This is a genomic window from Pseudomonas sp. N-1-13 (assembly GCF_057787095.1).
Genome location: NZ_JBYNRI010000001.1, coordinates 140,052 through 159,940, shown reverse-complemented (window position 1 = coordinate 159,940; position 19,889 = coordinate 140,052). Strand labels below are relative to the sequence as shown.

Annotated in this window: 21 protein-coding genes and 1 pseudogene; 11 read left to right on the top strand and 11 right to left on the bottom strand. The window is 61.0% G+C overall.

What is annotated here, in order from left to right:
* Nucleotides 1–59 precede the first annotated feature (59 nt).
* The gene (locus AC3I65_RS00725) at nucleotides 60–725 is read left to right on the top strand and encodes an FKBP-type peptidyl-prolyl cis-trans isomerase (RefSeq protein WP_322834319.1); all 666 of its coding nucleotides are present in this window, start codon (nucleotides 60–62) and stop codon (nucleotides 723–725) included.
* A gap of 61 nt (nucleotides 726–786) precedes the next feature.
* Here AC3I65_RS00725 and AC3I65_RS00720 read toward each other — a convergent pair whose 3' ends face one another.
* From AC3I65_RS00720 to AC3I65_RS00690, 7 genes and pseudogenes are all read right to left on the bottom strand, one after another.
* Nucleotides 787–1,245 carry an Rsd/AlgQ family anti-sigma factor gene (locus tag AC3I65_RS00720; RefSeq protein WP_047226119.1) on the bottom strand — a complete coding sequence of 153 codons (459 nt, stop codon included), beginning with the start codon at nucleotides 1,243–1,245 and terminating at the stop codon, nucleotides 787–789.
* A gap of 177 nt (nucleotides 1,246–1,422) precedes the next feature.
* Complete coding sequence (locus AC3I65_RS00715; protein WP_488523399.1) at nucleotides 1,423–1,965, bottom strand: disulfide bond formation protein B; 543 nt, start codon at nucleotides 1,963–1,965, stop codon at nucleotides 1,423–1,425.
* Nucleotides 1,966–2,220: 255 nt separating this feature from the next.
* Nucleotides 2,221–3,468 (bottom strand): heme biosynthesis HemY N-terminal domain-containing protein, encoded by a 1,248-nt coding sequence (locus AC3I65_RS00710; RefSeq protein WP_488523398.1) that lies wholly within the window; start codon nucleotides 3,466–3,468, stop codon nucleotides 2,221–2,223.
* Nucleotides 3,465–4,595, bottom strand: a complete 1,131-nt coding sequence (locus tag AC3I65_RS00705) for a uroporphyrinogen-III C-methyltransferase (protein WP_274091179.1) — start codon at nucleotides 4,593–4,595, stop codon at nucleotides 3,465–3,467. The genes AC3I65_RS00710 and AC3I65_RS00705 overlap by 4 nt, the downstream gene beginning before the upstream one ends.
* A 36-nt stretch (nucleotides 4,596–4,631) precedes the next feature.
* Nucleotides 4,632–5,378: pseudogene (locus AC3I65_RS00700) on the bottom strand (uroporphyrinogen-III synthase); the annotation flags it as partial.
* The gene (hemC, locus tag AC3I65_RS00695) at nucleotides 5,375–6,316 is read right to left on the bottom strand and encodes a hydroxymethylbilane synthase (RefSeq protein WP_488523397.1); all 942 of its coding nucleotides are present in this window, start codon (nucleotides 6,314–6,316) and stop codon (nucleotides 5,375–5,377) included. The pseudogene AC3I65_RS00700 and the gene hemC, both read right to left, overlap by 4 nt.
* A gap of 147 nt (nucleotides 6,317–6,463) precedes the next feature.
* On the bottom strand, nucleotides 6,464–7,210 hold the full coding sequence (locus AC3I65_RS00690) for a LytR/AlgR family response regulator transcription factor (protein ID WP_047226123.1): 747 nt from the start codon (nucleotides 7,208–7,210) through the stop codon (nucleotides 6,464–6,466).
* A 459-nt stretch (nucleotides 7,211–7,669) separates the two neighbouring features.
* On the opposite strand from AC3I65_RS00690, the gene argH reads away from it, so the two are divergent.
* Nucleotides 7,670–9,064, top strand: a complete 1,395-nt coding sequence (gene argH, locus AC3I65_RS00685) for an argininosuccinate lyase (RefSeq protein ID WP_047226124.1) — start codon at nucleotides 7,670–7,672, stop codon at nucleotides 9,062–9,064.
* Nucleotides 9,065–9,193: 129 nt separating this feature from the next.
* Here the strand turns inward: argH and AC3I65_RS00680 are convergent, their stop codons facing one another.
* A complete protein-coding gene (locus AC3I65_RS00680) occupies nucleotides 9,194–9,853 on the bottom strand; it encodes a glutathione S-transferase family protein (RefSeq protein ID WP_047226125.1) in 660 nt (219 codons plus the stop codon).
* A gap of 124 nt (nucleotides 9,854–9,977) precedes the next feature.
* On the opposite strand from AC3I65_RS00680, the gene AC3I65_RS00675 reads away from it, so the two are divergent.
* The 3 genes from AC3I65_RS00675 to AC3I65_RS00665 all read left to right on the top strand — a co-directional run bounded on the left by AC3I65_RS00675 (nucleotide 9,978) and on the right by AC3I65_RS00665 (nucleotide 13,762).
* Nucleotides 9,978–10,262 carry a hypothetical protein gene (locus tag AC3I65_RS00675; RefSeq protein ID WP_047226126.1) on the top strand — a complete coding sequence of 95 codons (285 nt, stop codon included), beginning with the start codon at nucleotides 9,978–9,980 and terminating at the stop codon, nucleotides 10,260–10,262.
* Nucleotides 10,263–10,490: 228 nt separating this feature from the next.
* Nucleotides 10,491–10,739 carry a TIGR02647 family protein gene (locus AC3I65_RS00670; RefSeq protein ID WP_047226127.1) on the top strand — a complete coding sequence of 83 codons (249 nt, stop codon included), beginning with the start codon at nucleotides 10,491–10,493 and terminating at the stop codon, nucleotides 10,737–10,739.
* A gap of 179 nt (nucleotides 10,740–10,918) precedes the next feature.
* Nucleotides 10,919–13,762, top strand: coding sequence for a class I adenylate cyclase (locus AC3I65_RS00665; protein ID WP_047226128.1), 2,844 nt, complete (start codon nucleotides 10,919–10,921; stop codon nucleotides 13,760–13,762).
* Between the two features lie 5 nt (nucleotides 13,763–13,767).
* Here the strand turns inward: AC3I65_RS00665 and rnk are convergent, their stop codons facing one another.
* The 3 genes from rnk to cyaY form a co-directional block, all read right to left on the bottom strand.
* The gene (gene rnk / locus AC3I65_RS00660) at nucleotides 13,768–14,178 is read right to left on the bottom strand and encodes a nucleoside diphosphate kinase regulator (RefSeq protein ID WP_047226129.1); all 411 of its coding nucleotides are present in this window, start codon (nucleotides 14,176–14,178) and stop codon (nucleotides 13,768–13,770) included.
* 277 nt (nucleotides 14,179–14,455) lie between these two features.
* A complete protein-coding gene (locus tag AC3I65_RS00655; RefSeq protein WP_047226130.1) occupies nucleotides 14,456–14,674 on the bottom strand; it encodes a DUF1289 domain-containing protein in 219 nt (72 codons plus the stop codon).
* Nucleotides 14,675–14,678: 4 nt separating this feature from the next.
* Nucleotides 14,679–15,011 carry an iron donor protein CyaY gene (gene cyaY / locus AC3I65_RS00650; protein WP_047226131.1) on the bottom strand — a complete coding sequence of 111 codons (333 nt, stop codon included), beginning with the start codon at nucleotides 15,009–15,011 and terminating at the stop codon, nucleotides 14,679–14,681.
* 202 nt (nucleotides 15,012–15,213) lie between these two features.
* Between cyaY and lptM the strand changes: the two genes are divergently transcribed.
* The 6 genes from lptM to AC3I65_RS00620 are packed head-to-tail and all read left to right on the top strand — an operon-like array spanning nucleotide 15,214 to nucleotide 19,815.
* Nucleotides 15,214–15,384 (top strand): LPS translocon maturation chaperone LptM, encoded by a 171-nt coding sequence (lptM, locus tag AC3I65_RS00645; RefSeq protein ID WP_047226132.1) that lies wholly within the window; start codon nucleotides 15,214–15,216, stop codon nucleotides 15,382–15,384.
* Between the two features lie 9 nt (nucleotides 15,385–15,393).
* Nucleotides 15,394–16,641: a diaminopimelate decarboxylase gene (gene lysA / locus AC3I65_RS00640; RefSeq protein WP_047226133.1), complete on the top strand. Its 1,248-nt coding sequence runs from the start codon at nucleotides 15,394–15,396 to the stop codon at nucleotides 16,639–16,641.
* 4 nt (nucleotides 16,642–16,645) lie between these two features.
* Nucleotides 16,646–17,476, top strand: coding sequence for a diaminopimelate epimerase (dapF, locus tag AC3I65_RS00635; RefSeq protein WP_047226134.1), 831 nt, complete (start codon nucleotides 16,646–16,648; stop codon nucleotides 17,474–17,476).
* Nucleotides 17,477–17,489: 13 nt separating this feature from the next.
* The gene (locus tag AC3I65_RS00630) at nucleotides 17,490–18,212 is read left to right on the top strand and encodes a DUF484 family protein (protein WP_488523396.1); all 723 of its coding nucleotides are present in this window, start codon (nucleotides 17,490–17,492) and stop codon (nucleotides 18,210–18,212) included.
* A 2-nt stretch (nucleotides 18,213–18,214) separates the two neighbouring features.
* Nucleotides 18,215–19,114: a tyrosine recombinase XerC gene (gene xerC / locus AC3I65_RS00625; RefSeq protein ID WP_076383081.1), complete on the top strand. Its 900-nt coding sequence runs from the start codon at nucleotides 18,215–18,217 to the stop codon at nucleotides 19,112–19,114.
* Entirely contained in the window at nucleotides 19,111–19,815 is a 705-nt protein-coding gene (locus tag AC3I65_RS00620) for an HAD family hydrolase (protein WP_047226137.1), read from the top strand. Before xerC ends, AC3I65_RS00620 begins: the two co-directional genes overlap by 4 nt.
* Nucleotides 19,816–19,889: the final 74 nt, after the last annotated feature.

The window sequence follows — 19,889 nt, the reverse complement described above, 5'->3', positions numbered from 1 at the left end:
CACCTTTGCGGATATCGGCACTGGCATAATCCCCTCCATTCGAGGCCGGAGAACACTACATGTCGCGTCACTTGTTTTTATTCCTTTGCATGGTTTGCTCCATGGCTCAGGCCGCAGAAAAAACCAGCGCAAACGACGCTCATGACCTGGCGTACAGCCTGGGGGCAAGCCTGGGTGAACGTCTGCGCCAGGATGTGCCCGACCTGCAGATCCAGGCGTTGGTCGAGGGTCTGCAACAGGCTTATCTGGGCAAACCATTGGCCCTCAAGGATGAGCGCATCGAACAGATACTGGCCGACCATCAGGCACGGCTGACGTCGTCACCGGCGACACCGCAGATCGAAGCGGCACTGAAAACCGAGCAGAAATTTCTTGATGAGGAAAAAGCCCGGCCCGGTGCTCAGCAACTGGCAGATGGCATTCTGCTGACCGAACTCAAGCCCGGCAATGGCGCCAAGGCCGGCCCTCACGGCAAGGTCCAGGTGTTGTATGTCGGTCGATTGCCAGACGGCACCGTGTTTGATTCCAACGGACAAGCGCAGTGGTTCAGTCTCGACAGCGTGATTGACGGTTGGCGCAGTGCATTGCCGCAAATGCCGGTAGGCGCAAAATGGCGACTGGTCATTCCTTCGACCCTGGCCTACGGCGCCGAAGGAGCCGGGGATGTCATCCCCCCGTTCACGCCGCTGGTGTTTGAAATCGAGTTGCTGGGCGCGACGACCTGAAGTTGACTCCAAAAAAAAACGGTGCGCAATGCGCACCGTTCTTTTGATTCTGCAAAAATCCTCAAGCCTGGGCCGGCGCTTCTTCCTTGTGGGAGTTGTGCAGCACTTCGATCAGGCAGTCTTCCAGTTCGAAACGCTCGTGCAGCAAGCCACCCAGTTCCTTGAATTTTTCCGCTACGCATTTGCCTTCATCACACAGGTCATTGAAGGCCAGCAGTTTTTCGGTGATGACGTCGATACGCGGGTAGATTTGCTCGGCGAGCTCCAGGCCACGTTTATCGTTGAAGGCCTTGGCCTCACTCGTCAGTTGTTCGTATATCTCGAAATGACCGGCAGACACGTAGTCGACCAGCACACCGCAGAACTCCTGCAACGGCTTGCGGCTTTCACTCAGCGCTTCAGGCCTGTCGCCGAGAGCATCATAGGCCCGAACCAGTTCGTGACGCTCCTGCAACCAGCGGTCGATCAGCAGATGCACCCCACCCCAGCGTTCCTGAGCATTCTGACAACTTTCGAGCATGGTGATTTCTTCCCTTGTGAGTCATGCCCCTCGCAGCCTGCGCACCGCCTGAAATGATCAGGGACAAGCCAGACACAACATGATCGAGCGGCATAAATCCGATAACACGTGCGGGCCAGATTATGCCCGCACGACAACCGCTTCAAGGTACGCAGGAGATAAAGTTCATACAAGTGTTTAATCCATGACCCGGACCAGTTGCGCCGTTGTGCCGCTGAGCGGTCGTATCAGAGCGTTCCAGACAAGGCGCAGCAACAGATAGGACATCACAAAAGACACGGCGAGAAAAAACAACAGGCTCCATTCGGGAAGACTCAGATCGAACAGGGTCCAAGTGATGCTCGCGCAGTCGATCGCCCCCTCGAGTACACGATGTACAGCGCCCCACCACGAACTCACTGCCTTGAGGTGATCGATACAATCGGGCAACTGCTCCAGCGAGTCGCCTTGCACCAGAACCTGACGCCATGCCAGCGTCAACCCGCTCGACGCGAAAACCAGTCCCATCGCCCCGTAGCAGATGCTGCCTTTCTGAGCAGGACCATGCAGGCATGCGGCGAGACAGTTCATCAAAAACAGCATCAGGCACAACCGTTGCAAAACACACAGGCTGCAAGGCGTCAGACCTACCGCATATTCAAGGTAACTGGCGATACCAAAAACCAGAGCGGCGGCGATGAAAGCCATGAAAAACAAGAAGCGTGAGCAAGCCAAAGACATGGCGGTTCCGTAACAGAAGAGACAGGCCGTTACGGTAGAGGAAAGGCCGCCGGCCTTTCAAGGCGGGGCCGTGCAGACACTTCACCAGGGGTGTAGGGAATTCCCGACAAGCAAGAGAAGATTAAGCGCAGCTTGCTGTAGGACTTTACCGAAGGCATTGCTAACGCCATTAGGGGCATCAATAAACACGTGGCGAGGGAGCTTGCTCCCTCGCCACAATGATTCATACAACCCTCAAGAACGACTCACTCTCTCTCAAGTGGCCAAAACCTGAGCCGGGACCGGCAGTGGCGCGGCCAGCAAGCGCTCATCCAGTAACCCCAAGCCTTCCTGGAAGAGCTGGTTGCTGCGCTCGGCATCCCCCAGTTGCGCCAGCAGTCGCGCCAGTTCGGCGCAGGCCTCGGGATTGCGCTGCAGGCGCAAACTGCTTTCCAGATAATCCCGTGCCTTGCCCCACAAACTGTTTTGCAGGCACAGGCGGCCCAGTGTCAGCAGCAGGCCAGGGTCGTTCGGGTGATCCTTGAGCCAGCCTTCTGCCGCTTGCAGTTGGCGGCCCGGATCATTGCCGCGGACCAACCCGTACAGGCGCGCCAGGTGACTGTCATAGTGACGTTTGAGCGCCGCCCGCAGCACCTCTTCGGCCTCGGCCTGCGCCCCGAGTTGCCGCAGTTGCTCGGCATAGGCCAACACCAGCGCCGATTCCTGGCGTTGTGCGGACGACAGTTGTTGCCAGGCACGGTTAAGCGATTGCAACCCGACACTGCCGTCTTCGTCACGGTGGGCCGCCAGGGTGAGGTTTTCGCCCCAGGCCCGACGCTCCAGTTCAGCCAGCTCAGCCGGCGGCAGGACTTTGTCCTTGCGCAGCTCCGGCAACAACCGGACCACCGCAGACCAATCCCCGCGCTGCTGATGCAGACGTTGCAACTGACGCAGGGTCTGGGCGTTATGTGGGTGGCGATCATGCATGGCTTGCAACGTGTTCAATGCACCGTCGGTGTCGCCGCGGTCCATCTGCAATTGTGCGTGCGTCAGGGCAATCGCCAGCTCAGCCTGGGGCTGACGTTCAAGGGCACGTTCCAACAGGCTGTCGCACTGTTCGTAAAGACCTTGCTCATTGGCCGCACGGGCGGCGCCAAGGTAATACAGCAACGGTTGGCGCTCGGCTTCAGCGGCGCGATGCAAGTGGCGCTGGGCACTGGCCCAGCGACCTTCGGCCAGGTCCAGTTGCCCGTGTTCGATTGCCACCTGCACCCGCCGGCTGCGGTTGCGGCGCGACCATGGGTTGACCACGCCAGTGGAGGTCGTCACCAGGCCAACCAAGGCCCTCACGCCCCGCCACACCAGCCAGAGCACCGCCACCAGCGCCAGGGTGACCCAAAGGCCGGCCTCGTATCGGAAGTTCTTGTATGCCACCAGCACGTAACCCGAATGTTCGGCGATCGCCACGCCCAGCAAGGCAGCGACGGCGATGACCACGAACATAATCACGTAGAGGCGTTTCATGGCGTGGCCTCCTGCTCATCAGGTTTGGCCAGCGGCTTGACCGACTCTTCGGCGTTCAGGTTGCGGCGCTCCAGATAGGCCTGAACGCTGCTCAGGGTCCCTGTCAGATCCGGGGTCGCAACCGTCACCGGCTGCCTGGCCAGCTCGGCCACGCGCTCAAGCATGATTTTGCTTTGCGGGTTGTCCTGGTTGAAGTTGTTCTTGAGCACATCATGCGCTTGAGCCAGCGCTTGGGTGTACACCGGGGCCTGGCCGTTGAGAGCGGCCCATTGCGCCTGCTCCAGGGCCAGGCTCAAGGCCAGGCGCACCTGCACCAGACTCTGCCCGGCCAAGAGCGGACGGACATTCTCATCCGCGTTGAAATCGATACGGATATAGCGCGATATCTGGTCCCACCACTGCGCCCAGCGGCTGGCGCCATCGCCATCGGCGGTCAAGCCCAGCAACGACTCACCACGATCCTTGTATTCGGGGGCCAGTTCCGTGAGTTGCAGCACCTGGTCACGCAAGGCCCCCAACTGCAGGAACAGCCCGGTACGATCCGGCTGCTCGGTACTGCGCAACGCAGCAAGGGTCTTGGCCAGTTGCTCGCGAGCGGCGAATGAGCCAGGGTCGTTTTGCTCGCGCAGGATTTCGTCAGCACCCTGGACCAGGGCCTGGGCACTGCTGATGTCCTGCAGGGCGGAAAGACGCAGGCTGGCCAGGCGCAGCAGATGTTCGGCTTCGGCCAGGCGCCAGTCCTTGCGGCTGGCACCGAGCACGGTTTCCAGGCGCTGGTTCAGTCGTTGTTGATCACCCTGCAACTGGGCGACCTGACGCCGACGCTCTTCCAGCTCTTGCGCCGCAGGCAATTGAGCCAGACGCTCACTCAGGCGTTGCTCATTGAGCTTGAGGGTCTGGGCCTGATCATTGAGCGCCTGAACCTGAGTGACCTGCTGCTGGTTATTGGCTTGCAGATGACGCACCTGCCACACGCCCCAACCACCAACGGCCACGCCGGCGGCTCCCAACAACAACGCGACAATGGCCAGCCCGTTGCCGCGACGCGGCGCCTTCGGAGCAGGGGTTTCAACCGGCGTATCGATCGCGGGTTGGTCTTGATCTTTTGGCAAGGCTGTTTCGCTCACGTATCCATCCTTTGCATTAGAAAACGGCACGGACTGATCCCGTAACGCCGCCAGCAAAGCCGCAGCACTGGCGCCACGGCAATCCACAACTGTCAGGGCCCCGGCGGCACGGGCCATCTCAGCAACCCTTGGGCTTGGAACGAACAACGGTAACCGCGCCAGCGCGGGCCACTCATCGCCAGCCAACCGCTGCAGATGCTCGAAGCTCTGCCCACTGCTGACCACCAGCGCGTTCAAGCGTTCCGCTTTGACCCTTGCCGCCAACTCACCTTCTCGGTAATGCGGCAGGCTGCGCCGGTACAGTTCCAAATAATCGACACTAGCACCTTGCTCGCGCAAGCGCTCCGCCAGCAAGCCGCGCCCGCCCTCGCCACGCACAATCAAAACCTTGGGATTGGGTCGGGTGATAGCCTGGCGTAACACCAGATGCTCCAGCAAGGCTTCGCTGTCATCGCCGTGGTCGGGATAAAACACAGTGAGGCCGGCATCGATAAGGATCTGCCCGGTCGCCGCCCCCACGCTGAACCATGGCTGGTCTGGCGGCTGGGGCCAATATTGGCGCAGCAGCTCCACACACAAACGTGCGGCGGGCTTGCTCACCACAATCACGGCACAGTACTGGTCCAGCCGTTGAAAAGTCTCCCCCATGGCGTCGGACATGGGGACCGACTCGATATCCAGCAACGGCAGGCTGCTGCTGTAGATCCCGGCCTCGGCCAGGACAGCCGCCAGGGCCGACGACTCGTCGACCGGCCGGGTCAGCAGCAGCCGCCAGCCCGTCACGCGTGGCCCGCCTCGCCGTAGACCTTCTTGAGAATGTCGTCGGCACCCTGGCCGAGCAGGTCTTCGGCTACCCGGACACCCAGCGCTTCGGCATCGCGGCGCGGCGCATGGGCCTCGGCACTGAGCAGTCGGCCACCGTTCGGATCACCCACCAGACCGCGCAACCAGACCTGCTCGCCTTCGAGTACGGCGTAACAGGCGATCGGCACCTGGCAACCGCCATTGAGGTGTTTGTTGAGGGCGCGCTCGGCGAAGACCCGGGTGGCGGTGTCGTCGTGATGCAGCGGTGCCAACAGGGCATGGATCTCGCTGTCGGCGCTGCGACATTCGATACCCACCGCCCCCTGCCCACCGGCCGGCAGGCTGTCATCGACGCTGATGGCCGACGTGATGCGATCTTCAAAACCGAGGCGGATCAGGCCGGCGGCGGCAAGGATAATTGCGTCGTACTCACCGGCATCGAGTTTGGCCAGGCGGGTATTGACGTTGCCCCGCAGAAAGCGGATTTGCAGGTCTGGGCGGCGGGTCAGCAACTGCGCCTGGCGACGCAGGCTGGAGGTGCCGACCACACTCCCGGCGGGCAGGGCGTCGAGGCTTGCAAACGTGTTGGAAACGAACGCATCGCGTGGATCTTCTCGCTCGCAGATGCAAAACAGGCCCAGGCCTTCCGGAAAGTCCATGGGCACATCTTTCATCGAGTGCACGGCGATATCGGCTTCGTTGTCCAGCAGCGCGGTTTCCAGCTCCTTGACGAACAGGCCCTTGCCGCCGATTTTCGACAGCGGCGAGTCCAGCAGCTTGTCGCCGCGACTGACCATGGGCACCAGCGTCACGATCAGGCCGGGATGGGCCTCTTCCAAACGGGCTTTGACGTATTCGGCCTGCCAGAGGGCCAAGGCACTTTTACGGGTGGCGATGCGGATCTCGCGAGGGGACATGGATCAATCCGTACTTAAAAGATACGGCGGATAATAACAGCTCAGTCAAATTCGCTTTGACTTGAATCACGACCCCAAGGCCTCCCTGGCCGTCAATGTCCTGGAAATGGAACGCGCTAAACGGCTTGGACGCCTTGGAACCTCAAGCTAAAGCTGTTGCATCATCTTCCGCACGCCGGCCACGTGCCGCCGGCTGACAATCAGCGCGTCGCCATTGAGGCCTTTGAGAAACAGCTGGAAATGCCCAAGGGGTGTGCGCTGCAAACGCTCGATACGCTCGCGAGCCACCAAGGCGTTGCGGTGGATGCGCACGAAGCGTTCACCGAACTCGTCTTCAAGAGCCTTGAGTGGTTCGTCCAGCAACACCTCGCCGCTCTCGTGACGCAAGGTCACGTATTTATGGTCGGCGATAAAGTAGACCACCTGATTCAATGGGATCAGTTCAATGCCTTTGCGAGTGCGCGCACTGATGTGGCTGCGCGGGCCGCTGCCGCTTTCGGCGGCCGGACGGGTCAACGCCGCCAGTTGCACGCGGTTGGGCCGCTCGGCCTTGCGCAAGGCCTCGACCAGCGCCTCGGCAGTGACCGGCTTGATCAGATAGCCCACGGCGCCGGCCTGCAGCACCTCCGGCGGGAAGTCGTCCCGAGTGGTGCAGAACACCACCGCGGGCGGTGACTCACGCTCGCACAACTTCGCCGCGACCTGCAAACCGTCCAGGCCAGGCATGCGAATGTCGAGCAGCACGATATCCGGCTTGTGGCTATCAATAAGGGCCAACGCCTCTTCGCCATTGGTGGCGCTCGGCTCCAGGACACTGTAACCCTCGAGTTCGCCAACCATTCGGCTCAGGCGCTCACGGGCCAGTGGTTCGTCATCAACGATCAGGACATTCATATTGCGCTGGATTCCTGCGTGAGTCTCGCACAAGGATAGCGTAGACAGGGGAAGTGACATCCGTCACCGCGATCCACGCTAAGACTCGTTCGAGGGCCAAAAAGTGCCGCGAGGCGGTTACCTATCTTTACCCGCGCCTGCCAATCGATGCTTGAGGCCTGTTGTCGCACGGCGCCGTCGTAGGAATTGTTAACACTCCATCTGACCAATACGAGCCCCCCTCTTCTATTCGTCCAATGCTCCGTGGATGAAAAAGTAAAAGTCCTACAGTCCACTGTAGACGGTTGCCGCGCCGATATTGCTCAATCGAAAAATATCGTTGTGCAAAAAACCCATTAAATGCTCGGCTTGTGCGCAAAAAACCTGCCGACCAGTGCCAGCGCCAGTCCCGGCAACCCTGCTATCATCCGCCGCAGCCTTTAACCGCTACTTTTTCCACAGCCGATCACGAGCGAATTCATGAGCACTGACAAGACCAATCAGTCCTGGGGCGGCCGCTTCAGTGAACCCGTCGACGCCTTCGTCGCCCGCTTCACCGCCTCCGTCAACTTCGACCAGCGCCTGTATCGCCACGACATCATGGGCTCGATCGCCCACGCCACCATGCTGGCCAAGGTCGGCGTACTGACCGATGCCGAGCGCGACAGCATCATCGATGGCCTGAAAACCATCCAGGCTGAAATCGAGGCCGGCCAGTTCGACTGGCGCGTCGATCTCGAAGACGTGCACATGAACATCGAAGCGCGCCTGACCGATCGCATCGGCGTGACCGGCAAGAAGCTGCACACCGGCCGCAGCCGAAACGACCAGGTGGCCACCGACATTCGCCTGTGGCTGCGCGATGAGATTGACCTGATCCTGGGCGAGATCACCCGTCTGCAAAAAGGCTTGCTGGAGCAGGCCGAGCGCGAGGCCGAGAGCATCATGCCGGGCTTCACGCACCTGCAAACCGCTCAACCTGTAACGTTTGGGCATCACATGCTGGCCTGGTTCGAAATGCTCAGCCGCGACTACGAGCGCCTGGTGGACTGCCGCAAGCGCACTAACCGCATGCCCCTGGGCAGCGCCGCGCTGGCCGGCACCACGTACCCGATCGATCGTGAATACACCGCACAGTTGCTGGGTTTCGACGCCGTGGGCGGCAACTCGCTGGATAACGTTTCGGACCGCGATTTCGCCATCGAATTCTGCGCCGCCGCGAGCATTGCGATGATGCATCTGTCGCGCTTCTCCGAAGAACTGGTGCTGTGGACCAGCGCGCAATTCCAGTTCATTGACCTGCCGGATCGCTTCTGCACCGGCAGTTCGATCATGCCGCAAAAGAAAAACCCCGACGTGCCGGAGCTGGTACGCGGCAAGAGTGGTCGGGTGTTCGGTGCGCTGATGGGCCTGCTGACCCTGATGAAGGGCCAGCCGCTGGCCTACAACAAGGACAACCAGGAAGACAAGGAACCGCTGTTCGATGCCGCCGATACGCTGCGTGATTCGCTGCGGGCCTTTGCCGACATGATCCCGGCGATCAAGCCCAAGCATGCAGTGATGCGCGAAGCGGCCTTGCGCGGCTTCTCCACCGCCACCGACCTCGCTGATTACCTCGTACGCCGTGGCCTGCCGTTTCGTGATTGCCACGAAATCGTCGGCCATGCCGTGAAGTACGGCGTGGACAACGGCAAGGACCTGGCGGAGATGAGCCTGGACGAGTTGCGCAAGTTCAGTGACCAGATCGAGCAGGACGTGTTTGCCGTGCTGACTCTGGAAGGTTCGGTCAATGCCCGCGACCACATCGGCGGCACAGCGCCTGCCCAGGTGAAGGCTGCCGTGGTGCGCGGCCAGGCGATGCTCGCCAGCCGTTAAAAGCCGAAAGCATCGCGAGCAGGCTCGCTCCCACAGTGGATCTTCAGTGAACGCACATGTGTGAACACAGGGAGATCAAATGTGGGAGCGAGCCTGCTCGCGATGACTCACTTCAAAACACCACAAAACTCACTTCTTGGCAGCAATCATCGCCAAAAACGCTGGCATCTCTGCCTCCCTGTCGGCCGCAATCCGCTGCACATTCGGGTTCTGCTCCAGCCGCTCCATCAGCCCCTTGGCCGCCGGCATATCCGCCAGCAAGTCGATATCGAACACTTTCCGGCCCACCTGGCACGCCAGCGATACGCTGTAGAGGAAATACAGATCGGCCAGGCTCAGACTGTCACCCGCCACGTAGGGCGAGAATTTGCCGTGACGGCCGAGCGAGGCGAACCCCAGCAGCAATTCGGCCTTGGTCTTTTCCTTGATGGCGTCGGGTACCGATATGCCGAAAAACGCCTCGGCGTAGCAAGCCCGTCCCGGCAGCTCGATGTACAACTCGATTTCCCTGCACAAAGCCAGCACCTGGGCACGCTCGAACGGGTCGCTGGGCAACAGGGCTTTGCCCGGCTGGGTTTGTTCGATGTATTCGAGGATCACGCTGGTTTCGTTGATAAACCCTTGCTCGGTCTTGAGCACCGGCACCTTGCCCCGTGGACTGATGGCCAGCACATCGGGGGTCTGAGCGCCGTAGAACGGCACCTCTTCGAAAGGCAGGCCCTTCTCCAGCAACGCCAGCTTGACCATGTTGTAATAATTGCTGACGGAAAAACCATAAAGCTTGAGCATGACAAGGCCTCCAGGCCGTGCGGGGTTGGCAGCCTTGCGTTATAGACCGTCGAACCATCTCTTGCCAGACGCATCACCGCGCTGAATGCAGGTAAACTGGCGACCTTTCTCCAAGGAGCCTGCCGTGAGCGAGCCAACCGATATCGACACCGACGAAGAAGAGTTCGTCGAAAACACGCTGATCCAGGCCATCGAAAACCAGATCGAAAATGACAACCCGCCAGCGGCCAAGGCCGTTTTCAATAAATTGACCCTGGTGGGTTACGAGCGCGAAGAAATTCTCAACCTGATGGCCCATGTGCTGGCAGTGGAAATTGACGCGATCCTCGAAGAAGACCGTGCGTTCGATACCCAGTGGTACGAAACGGCGTTGCGCGCTCTTCCCGAGTTGCCGCCAGAAAAGAAATAAGGTCTCACCGACTGTGGCGAGGGAGCTTGCTCCCGCTCGGCTGCGCAGCAGCCATCAAGCTATTGGGACCGCTTCGCGCTCCAGCGGGAGCAAGCTCCCTCGCCACAACGAATTACGCCTGCGGTCACCCAAAACAAAAAAAGCATGACGCTGACACTGGACAGCTTGGCCGAGTGCGCTCACTTTAGTGACGCTGTCGACCAAATTCCTAGAAAGTCTGGAGTCCTTATGTCGCTTACCCCTGAGCTGGTTGCCGAACTGGAAATCCTTGCACTCTTCAACCTGGACAGTTCCCAGGAAGGCCTGAAAATCCATCAGACCGCTGCCCCCTCTGCCATCGCTGCCGCTAAACGCCTGTTCGAAAAAGACCTGATAACCCAGTCCGACGGTGGTTACCTGACCAGCCTGGGCCGGGATGCCGCCGAGCATGTGCAAAGCCTGCTGACCATTCTCAACGTCGTAAAAGAAGCCGCCTGATTCCTCCTGTCGCCCACGGAAATCTCCTTCATCGAGGTTTCCGCAGGCGCCCTGGCGCACTGTGTAAAAATTCTGACGTCAAAAACATACATTCAGCTTAAGAAATCCCGGGTTCGGGCGCTAAACTGCCACCACCTGTGATCTCCCACGTTCGACGCCGCGAGCCGGTTTGAGCTGACATGACCCGCAATCACGAAATACGCCCCGATCTGGACGAGGGAATCGACCGCAAGGTCCTGAGCCAGTTGCGCGCACGTTTTCTCAAGCTCAACAGCGTACGGATGGATCGCGCCCTGGAAGGTCTGTCGACCCGCCAGCAAAGCGTGCTGACGCTGTTGCCGTTGTTTTTCCACGTCAATCACCCGCTCCTGCCCGGCTATGTCTCAGGCAGCACACCTGCCGGGCTGTCCAACTATGAGCCCGACGCCAGCGTCCTCGCCGAAGCCCAGCGGCTGACCCGCTCGTTCTCCTACAAGCCGCGCCACGGCAGCAATCCGCCGCGACCGATTCTGGGTCTGTTTCTGATGGGCAGCCTCGGCACCCTCGCCCAAGCGGATCAAAGCGACATGGATGTGTGGGTCTGCCATGGTCCGGACCTGAGCGAGGACGAACTGGCCGAACTGCGCAAAAAATGTCTACTGCTGGAAACCTGGGCGGCGACCCAGGGCGCTGAAGCGCATTTTTTCCTGATCGACCCGGCGCGCTTTGTCCGCGGCGACCGGGACACTCAGCTCAGTTCCGACGATTGCGGTACAACCCAGCATTACCTGCTGCTGGACGAGTTCTACCGCACGGCGATCTGGCTGGCCGGACGCACGCCGATCTGGTGGCTGGTGCCGGTGTATGAAGAAGAAAACTATGAGCAGTACACCCACACGCTGATTTCCAAACGCTTCATCCGCGCCGATGAAACGCTCAACCTGGGGCACCTGGCCTATATCCCGCCGGGAGAATTCATCGGCGCCGGCCTCTGGCAATTGTTCAAGGGCATCGAGTCGCCCTACAAATCAGTGCTCAAGCTGCTGCTGATCGAAGTCTACGCCAGCGAACACCCGGACGTTCGCTGCCTGAGCCTGCGCTTCAAACAGGCGGTGTTCGCCAACCGCCTGGACCTGGAAGAGCTGGATCCCTACATGGTGGTTTACCGTCGTATCGAGGAGTACCTCAACGCCCGAGGTGAATCCGAACGCCTGGAGCTGGTGCGCAGGGCGCTTTACCTGAAGGTCAATCGCAAGCTGACCGGCCAGGGGCGCAGCACGGGCTGGCAACGGGTTCTGCTTGAGCGTCTGGCCCGGGAATGGGGCTGGGACCCACGGCAACTGGCGCTGCTGGACAGCCGCAGCCAGTGGAAAGTGCGTCAGGTCAGCAACGAACGGCGGGCGCTGGTCAACGAACTGACCTACAGCTACCGCTTCCTGACCCAGTTCGCCCGCACCGAAAAAACCGTCAGCCTGATCAACAAGCGCGACCTCAACGTCCTGGGCCGGCGGTTGTATGCCGCATTCGAACGCAAGGCCGACAAAGTCGAGTTCATCAACCCCGGCATCGCCCCGGACCTGGCCGAAGACACCCTGACGCTGGTGCAGTCACCGAACAAGAAAGAACCCGGGCAGAACCAGTGGGGCCTGTACAACGGCAGCCTCAACGCCCTGGAGTGGGAAAACTTCGCACCGATCAAACGCTGCCGCGAGTTGCTGGAGTTGTTGACCTGGTGCCATCGCAACGGTGTGATCGACAGCAGTACGCGCCTTGCGCTGCACCCAGGTAGCAGCGACCTGAGTGAGTTTGAGCTGTTCAACCTGCTGGGCAGCCTGCAACAGTCCATCGCCCTGCCGCTGAGCACGGTAGATGAAGAACAGCTGTTGCGCGCCAGCGTGCCCAGCGAAGTGCTGATACTGGTTAACGTCGGCGTCGATCCGCTCAAGCATCATCGCGACCTCAATATCCTGATGACCACCGAGCGCACGGACTCCCTGAGCTACGCCGGGGTTCGGGAGAACCTGGTGCTGACCCTGGATCAGGTCACGCTCAACAGTTGGAACGAGGTGCTGGTCAACCGCTTCGACGGCGAGCACGCCCTGCTCGACTGCCTGCGCGATTACCTCAATGACCTGCCCGTCACTCAGCGCCAGCCGCGTTTGCAGGTACGCTGTTTCTGCCACAACCGCGCGCAGTTCATTGCCCGCCGGGTCGAGGAAGTCATCGAAACGGCGCAGACCCTGCTGCTGAGTAGGCTCAACCACCGCTATCTGCTCCAGGTCCAGCAGCACTACCACGTATTGGAGCTGGTGCCGGGCCAGGTCAATCACGTGGCCCTGGGCAGCCTGTCGGCGCTGATGGATTACCTGGGCGAGGAGCTGACGGCCTACAGCCCTCTGCATCTGGATCCGATGGCTCTGGAGGACCATGACCTGGCGCTGATCCTGCCCATGGGGCAGCCCGAGTGCATTCAGGTGTTCTACCGGGTCAACGAGGACGACGCTGAGCTGTACGTGCTCGATGAGCTCAATGCCCTGTGGCAACAGCGCTTGCCTTATCACGACGACCACAGCCTGCTGCTGCCGCTGCAGCGCTTCCTGCAATCGGTGCTGTACCGCCGCGACGCGTTACTGCCGATGGATGCCACCCAGCCATTGCCCCTGGAAACCCTGTACTACCAGCTCCTGCCCTCGGGCAGCGGGCGGGCACGGCGGATCGAGGCGCGGCAGGCGCCGCAAACGCCAGTGAACAAGCCGTTCTATGACGTGCAGGCAATCATCGGCAAAGCCACTCATGGGCAGGTGCACGTCACCCTGTATTGCGATCAGCGGGAGTTTTCGGAGCTGGAACATGGCGACCAGTTGTTCCGCGTGGTCGCCAGGGAGATCGTCGAACAGCGCCGTGAGGCCGAACGCTATCGCTGCTACATCACCGACCTGGACCTCTCGGGTCTTGTGGGTGATGGGGCCTGCTCAAGTAATTTGTACCTGCGCTACAAGGCTGACCTGGAACGCGCCCTGAACGAGGCGCTGGCCTTGGTCTGAAGCGCCTAGAGGTGGAAATCGCCGCCCGCTTCCGGCTGGTATTCCACGGCCAGCAATGTCAGTTTCAGCGTCTTGCCGCCCGGCGCCGGCCAGTCGATGTGCTGGCCAACCTTCAGGCCCAACAGTGCGCTGCCTACCGGGGCAAGGATTGATATCTTGCCTTCGTCGGCATTGGCGTCCTGTGGATAAACCAGGGTCAGGTGATAGTCCTTGCCGCTGCTTTCTTCGCGGCAGTGCACACGCGAATTCATGGTCACGACATCGGCGGGCACTTCATCGTGGCCTACCACGGTGTCGGCACGATCCAGTTCGGTTTGCAACGCAATCACGCCCGGCAGCGTTTCATCAAGGCTATCGATCAGGCGCTCCAGACGCTGTACGTCCAGACGTGTAAGGGTGATGGAAGGTACGGTCATGATTCAGGCAGACTCCTTTGTTCTGCACGAAAAAAGCAAAACCCCGCCACAAAAAGACGGGGTTTTCACGGGCCTCGATGAGTTGAGGCGTAGCTGGACACTATCACAGCTCAATAAATAAACAACCCGGGCCAAATCTACCCATTGTCATGGGGAGCAGAATTACTGTGGCGCGGGGATTGTGGGAGCAGAGCTTGCTCGCGAAACAGGCGCCTCGATTTCTGGAAGAACGCGTCGTCTTCATAGCGGGCAAGCCTTGCTCCCGCACAGTGGGCGATTACACCAGAGATTTGCGTTTGGCCGCCTCGGCGCAGATGACCCGCCGGCGCTCATCATCGGCCGAGCGCCATTCGCGGATATCCTCCACATGACGGAAACAACCGAGGCAGACCTTCTGCTCATCCAACTTGCACACGCTGGTGCACGGAGAGGGCACTGCGGGGCTGACGTTGCTGTAGAGCGGTTTGGGCGGCCGCGCCGGAGTGTTCTGGCTCACGCTGTCAAAGGCCTTCGAAATCCAGTTCCACTCCGGCTTGCTGCTTGACGATGCGCTCAAGCATTTCGCCCAATTGCTCTTCGCTCTTGTCGCACATCCAGCGTTCGCTTTCCTCGTCGTAGTCGAAGTGGAAACCGCCGGACACCGCCGCCAACCACAGTTGCCGCAACGGCTCCTGGCGGCTGAAAATCAACTGGCTGCCATTTTCGAACTTGACGGTCAGCACCCCGGCGGAGCTTTCCAGGTCGATGTCCAGCTCGCTTTCGTCGAATACATCCTCCAGCGTTTGCTGGGTCGCATCGACCAGATCGTGGAAACGGGCTTCAGTCAAACTCATTGCGGCAACCTCGAAAATGTCTGCTCATGCTCAAGCGCCGCAAGATACGGACGCTTCCCGGCGATTGCAAAGGATATACCGACCGACGACAGCCGGCTTTGGGAAAAGCCTCCCGGCGCCGGACGGGAACCCCGTTGCATAGGCAAGCTGCCGGGTGGCCGGTATACTCCGGCGCAATTAACGCATTTTCAAGGATTTCGCCATGAAGCGCCTGATCTCTTCCCTTGCTGCGCTCGTCGCGGTTGCTTGCCTTGTGACAGCCTGTGGTCAAAAAGGTCCGCTGTACCTGCCCGACGACAGCAAATCCCCTGAAGAACAGGCCAAGTCGTCGCAATCCAAGTCCCACGCGCACGATACCCACACCACTTATTAAGGGAACGCCATGGACGCTTTTAACTACCGTGGCGGGGAGCTGTTCGCGGAAGGGGTTGCCTTGTCCGCGCTCGCGGAACGTTTCGGCACGCCAACCTACGTTTATTCCCGTGCACACATCGAAGCCCAGTATCTGGCCTTCGCCGATGCTCTGGCCGGCATGCCGCACCTGGTATGTTTCGCCGTAAAGGCCAACTCCAACCTCGGTGTACTCAACGTCCTGGCACGCCTGGGTGCCGGCTTTGACATCGTTTCCGGTGGTGAGCTCGAACGCGTGCTGGCCGCTGGCGGCAGCGCCGACAAGATCGTTTTTTCCGGCGTAGGCAAGACCCGTGAAGACATGCGCCGCGCCCTGGAAGTGGGGGTGCACTGCTTCAACGTCGAATCGACCGATGAGCTGGAGCGCCTGCAACTGGTCGCCGCCGAGATGGGTGTCCGCGCGCCGATCTCTTTGCGCGTGAACCCGGACGTTGATGCCGGCACGCACCCGTACATTTCCACCGGCCTCAAGGAAAACAAGTTCGGCATCGCCATTGCCGACGCCGAGGATGTGTACGTGCGCGCGGCCCAACTGCCGAACCTGGAAGTGCTGGGCGTGGATTGCCACATCGGCTCGCAACTGACCACCCTCGAACCTTTCATCGATGCCCTCGACCGCCTGCTGGCGCTGGTTGACCGCCTCAGCGATTGCGGCATCTACCTGCGTCACATCGACCTGGGCGGCGGCGTCGGCGTGCGCTACCGCGACGAAGAGCCGCCACTGGTGGCCGACTACGTCAAGGCGGTGCGTGAACGCCTCGACGGTCGCGACCTGGCCCTGATGTTCGAGCCGGGCCGCTACATCGTTGCCAATGCCGGCGTGCTGTTGACCCGGGTCGAATACCTCAAGCACACCGAGCACAAGGATTTCGCCATCGTCGATGCGGCGATGAACGACCTGATCCGCCCGGCGCTGTACCAGGCCTGGATGGACGTCACCGCGGTGCGCCCTCGCGCTACCGCCGCCCGCAGCTACGATATTGTCGGCCCTATCTGCGAAACCGGCGACTTCCTGGCCAAGGGTCGGGAGCTGGCGCTGGAAGAAGGCGATCTGCTGGCCGTGCATTCGGCCGGGGCCTACGGGTTTGTCATGAGTTCCAACTACAACACTCGCGGCCGCTGCGCCGAAGTGCTGGTGGACGGTGATCAGGCGTTTGAAGTGCGTCGCCGCGAGACGGTAGCCGAGTTGTTTGCCGGCGAAAGCCTGCTGCCGGAGTAAAACCATGCTGCTGCGTTTTACCAAGATGCACGGCCTGGGCAACGACTTCATGGTCCTCGACCTGGTCAGCCAGCACGCGCACATCCTGCCCAAGCATGCCAAACAATGGGGCGACCGGCACACCGGTATCGGTTTCGACCAGTTGCTGATCGTCGAGGCGCCCAACAACCCGGACGTGGACTTCCGTTACCGGATCTTCAACGCCGATGGTTCGGAAGTCGAGCAGTGCGGCAACGGCGCCCGCTGCTTCGCCCGATTCGTGCTGGACAAGCGCCTGACCGCCAAACGGCAGATTCGCGTCGAGACTAAAAGCGGCATCATCGAACTGGATGTGCGCAACGACGGCCAGATCGGCGTCAACATGGGCGCCCCGCGCCTGGCACCGAAGGACATTCCGTTCGAAGCGCCGGCCCAGGCCTTGAGCTATCAGTTGGAGGTCGACGGCACCACGGTGGAACTGGCGGCAGTATCCATGGGCAACCCCCATGCCGTCTTGCGAGTCAGCGATATCAACAGCGCGCCAGTGCATGAGCTGGGGCCGAAGATCGAAAATCATCCGCGCTTCCCCGCGCGGGTGAATGTCGGTTTCCTGCAGGTCATCGACCGCCACCGTGCGCAATTGCGCGTCTGGGAACGCGGTGCCGGGGAAACCCAGGCGTGCGGCACCGGCGCCTGCGCGGCGGCAGTCGCCGCGATCAGTCAGGGATGGATGGATTCGCCTTTACTGATCGACCTGCCCGGTGGACGCTTGTCCATCGAATGGGCAGGCCCCGGCCAACCGGTGCTGATGACCGGCCCGGCAGTACGCGTATACGAAGGACAAGTTCGTCTTTGAGTGAGTCAAACCCATGACCGACAAGCCACAGGTTCCAGCCCCGCAGCCCGACGAATCCCCCAGCCATCCGGACGCCGCAGCCGTGGCCGCGTACCTGGAGGCTCACCCGGACTTCTTCGTCGAGCATGAAGAACTGCTGGCGACGATGCGCATCCCCCACCGCCGCGGCGACACGGTGTCGCTGGTCGAGCATCAGATGAAGATTCTGCGCGAGCGCAACATCGAAATGCGCCATCGTCTTTCGCACCTGATGGACGTAGCTCGGGATAACGATCGGCTCTTCGACAAGACCCGTCGCTTGATTCTGGCGCTCATGGATGCCAACAACCTCGAAGACCTGGTGATGAGTGTCGAAGACAGTCTGCGCCAGGATTTCCAGGTGCCTTTTGTCAGCCTGATCCTGTTTGGCGATAACGCCATGCCAGTGGGGCGCTGGGTAACCCACGCCGACGCCCAGACAGCCATCGGCGGATTGCTCACGGAGAACAAGAGCGTCAGCGGCAGCCTGCGCGAACATGAGCTGGACTTCCTCTTCGGCGAAGAACAGCGCAAGCAGATCGGCTCCACCGCTGTCGTCGCCATCGCCCACCAGGGCGTACATGGCGTGCTGGCCATTGCCAGCCGTGATCCGCAACACTACAAAAGCTCGGTGGGCACGTTGTTTTTAAGCTACATCGCCGAAGTCACCGGCCGGGTCCTGCCGCGCATGACTGGTTCACTGCGCTCGGTACGCTGATGATGGAACGGCAGCTGGACGCCTACTGCGAACACCTGCGCAGTGAGCGCCAGGTGTCGCCCCACACGCTGTCGGCCTATCGCCGCGACCTGGAAAAAGTGTTGGCCTGGTGCCAGAAGCAAAACATCGGCAGTTGGGCAGCCTTGGACATCCAGCGCCTGCGCAGCTTGGTCGCCCGCCTTCATCAACAAGGGCAATCCTCCCGCAGCCTGGCGCGACTGTTGTCAGCAGTGCGAGGCCTGTACCACTACCTCAACCGCGAAGGGCTGTGCGATCACGACCCCGCCACCGGCCTGGCACCGCCCAAGGGCGAACGCCGGTTGCCCAAGACCCTGGACACCGATCGGGCCCTGCAATTGCTGGAAGGCGCTGTCGAGGATGACTTCCTGGCGCGACGGGACCAGGCGATTCTCGAATTGTTCTACTCCTCCGGCCTGCGGCTTTCCGAACTGACGGGGCTTAACCTGGATCAACTGGACCTGGCCGATGGCATGGTCCAGGTGCTGGGCAAGGGCAGCAAGACACGTTTGCTGCCCGTTGGCCGCAAAGCCCGTGAGGCCCTGGAGCTGTGGCTGCCGTTGCGGGCGCTGACCAACCCGGCCGACGACGCGGTATTTGTCAGCCAGCAAGGCCGGCGTCTCGGCCCGCGGGCGATCCAGGTGCGGGTCAAGGCCGCCGGTGAACGCGAACTGGGACAGAACCTGCATCCCCACATGCTCAGGCATTCCTTCGCCAGCCATCTGCTGGAGTCTTCCCAGGACCTGCGCGCCGTCCAGGAACTGCTCGGCCACTCCGACATCAAGACCACCCAGATCTATACCCACCTGGACTTCCAGCACCTGGCAACGGTCTATGACAGTGCCCACCCAAGGGCCAAACGAATCAAGGGCGACGAATCATGACCATCGAGCTCATCACTTTCGACCTCGACGACACCCTATGGGACACCGCCCCGGTGATCGCCAGTGCCGAGGCCATCTTACGCCAGTGGCTGACCGACAACGCCCCGAACCTGGGCAGCGTGCCGGTGGAGCATCTTTTTACCATTCGCGAGCAAGTGTTGCGCGAGGAGCCCGGCCTGAAGCACCGCATCAGCGCACTGCGCCGACGAGTGCTGTTCCGTGCCTTGCAGGACGCCGGTTATGACCAGTGGCAAGCCTCGGAGCTGGCGGACGAAGCGTTCGAAACATTCCTGCACGCCCGTCACCAACTGCAAATCTTTCCCGAGGTGCAGCCTACCCTGGAAATTCTGGCCAACCATTTCGCCCTCGGCGTGGTCACCAATGGCAACGCCGATGTACGTCGCCTGGGACTGGCGGATTATTTCAAGTTCGCCCTGTGCGCCGAGGACATCGGCATCGCCAAGCCTGACGCCCGGTTGTTCCACGAAGCCTTGCAACGCGGCGGCGCCACGGCGCAAACCGCCGTGCACATTGGCGATCATCCGGGTGACGACATCGCCGGCGCCCAACAGGCCGGCTTGCGGGCAATCTGGTTCAATCCGGCGGGTAAAACCTGGGATGCCGAGCATGTACCGGATGCAGAGATTCGCAGCCTGACCGAGCTGCCGGGGTTGCTGGCGGGGTGGCATAGCCAACCCTGAACCGCCTGTTTTGTGGCCACAAGAACTCAAATTGTGGGAGCGAGCCGCGGCGCCTGGCCTGAAGATTTTTATAG

Bases quoted from the DNA above. Each gene is read 5' to 3' on its own strand.
- AC3I65_RS00690 (WP_047226123.1), bottom strand. From the start codon at position 7,210: ATGAATGTCCTGATCGTTGATGACGAACCACTGGCCCGTGAGCGCCTG.
- lptM (WP_047226132.1), top strand. From the start codon at position 15,214: ATGAAGCGCCTGATCTCTTCCCTTGCTGCGCTCGTCGCGGTTGCTTGC.
- AC3I65_RS00620 (WP_047226137.1), top strand. From the start codon at position 19,111: ATGACCATCGAGCTCATCACTTTCGACCTCGACGACACCCTATGGGAC.
- xerC (WP_076383081.1), top strand. From the start codon at position 18,215: ATGGAACGGCAGCTGGACGCCTACTGCGAACACCTGCGCAGTGAGCGC.
- AC3I65_RS00680 (WP_047226125.1), bottom strand. From the start codon at position 9,853: ATGCTCAAGCTTTATGGTTTTTCCGTCAGCAATTATTACAACATGGTC.
- AC3I65_RS00630 (WP_488523396.1), top strand. From the start codon at position 17,490: ATGACCGACAAGCCACAGGTTCCAGCCCCGCAGCCCGACGAATCCCCC.
- AC3I65_RS00725 (WP_322834319.1), top strand. From the start codon at position 60: ATGTCGCGTCACTTGTTTTTATTCCTTTGCATGGTTTGCTCCATGGCT.
- AC3I65_RS00720 (WP_047226119.1), bottom strand. From the start codon at position 1,245: ATGCTCGAAAGTTGTCAGAATGCTCAGGAACGCTGGGGTGGGGTGCAT.
- rnk (WP_047226129.1), bottom strand. From the start codon at position 14,178: ATGACCGTACCTTCCATCACCCTTACACGTCTGGACGTACAGCGTCTG.
- argH (WP_047226124.1), top strand. From the start codon at position 7,670: ATGAGCACTGACAAGACCAATCAGTCCTGGGGCGGCCGCTTCAGTGAA.
- hemC (WP_488523397.1), bottom strand. From the start codon at position 6,316: ATGTCCCCTCGCGAGATCCGCATCGCCACCCGTAAAAGTGCCTTGGCC.
- AC3I65_RS00710 (WP_488523398.1), bottom strand. From the start codon at position 3,468: ATGAAACGCCTCTACGTGATTATGTTCGTGGTCATCGCCGTCGCTGCC.
- cyaY (WP_047226131.1), bottom strand. From the start codon at position 15,011: ATGAGTTTGACTGAAGCCCGTTTCCACGATCTGGTCGATGCGACCCAG.
- lysA (WP_047226133.1), top strand. From the start codon at position 15,394: ATGGACGCTTTTAACTACCGTGGCGGGGAGCTGTTCGCGGAAGGGGTT.
- AC3I65_RS00715 (WP_488523399.1), bottom strand. From the start codon at position 1,965: ATGTCTTTGGCTTGCTCACGCTTCTTGTTTTTCATGGCTTTCATCGCC.
- AC3I65_RS00665 (WP_047226128.1), top strand. From the start codon at position 10,919: ATGACCCGCAATCACGAAATACGCCCCGATCTGGACGAGGGAATCGAC.
- dapF (WP_047226134.1), top strand. From the start codon at position 16,646: ATGCTGCTGCGTTTTACCAAGATGCACGGCCTGGGCAACGACTTCATG.
- AC3I65_RS00670 (WP_047226127.1), top strand. From the start codon at position 10,491: ATGTCGCTTACCCCTGAGCTGGTTGCCGAACTGGAAATCCTTGCACTC.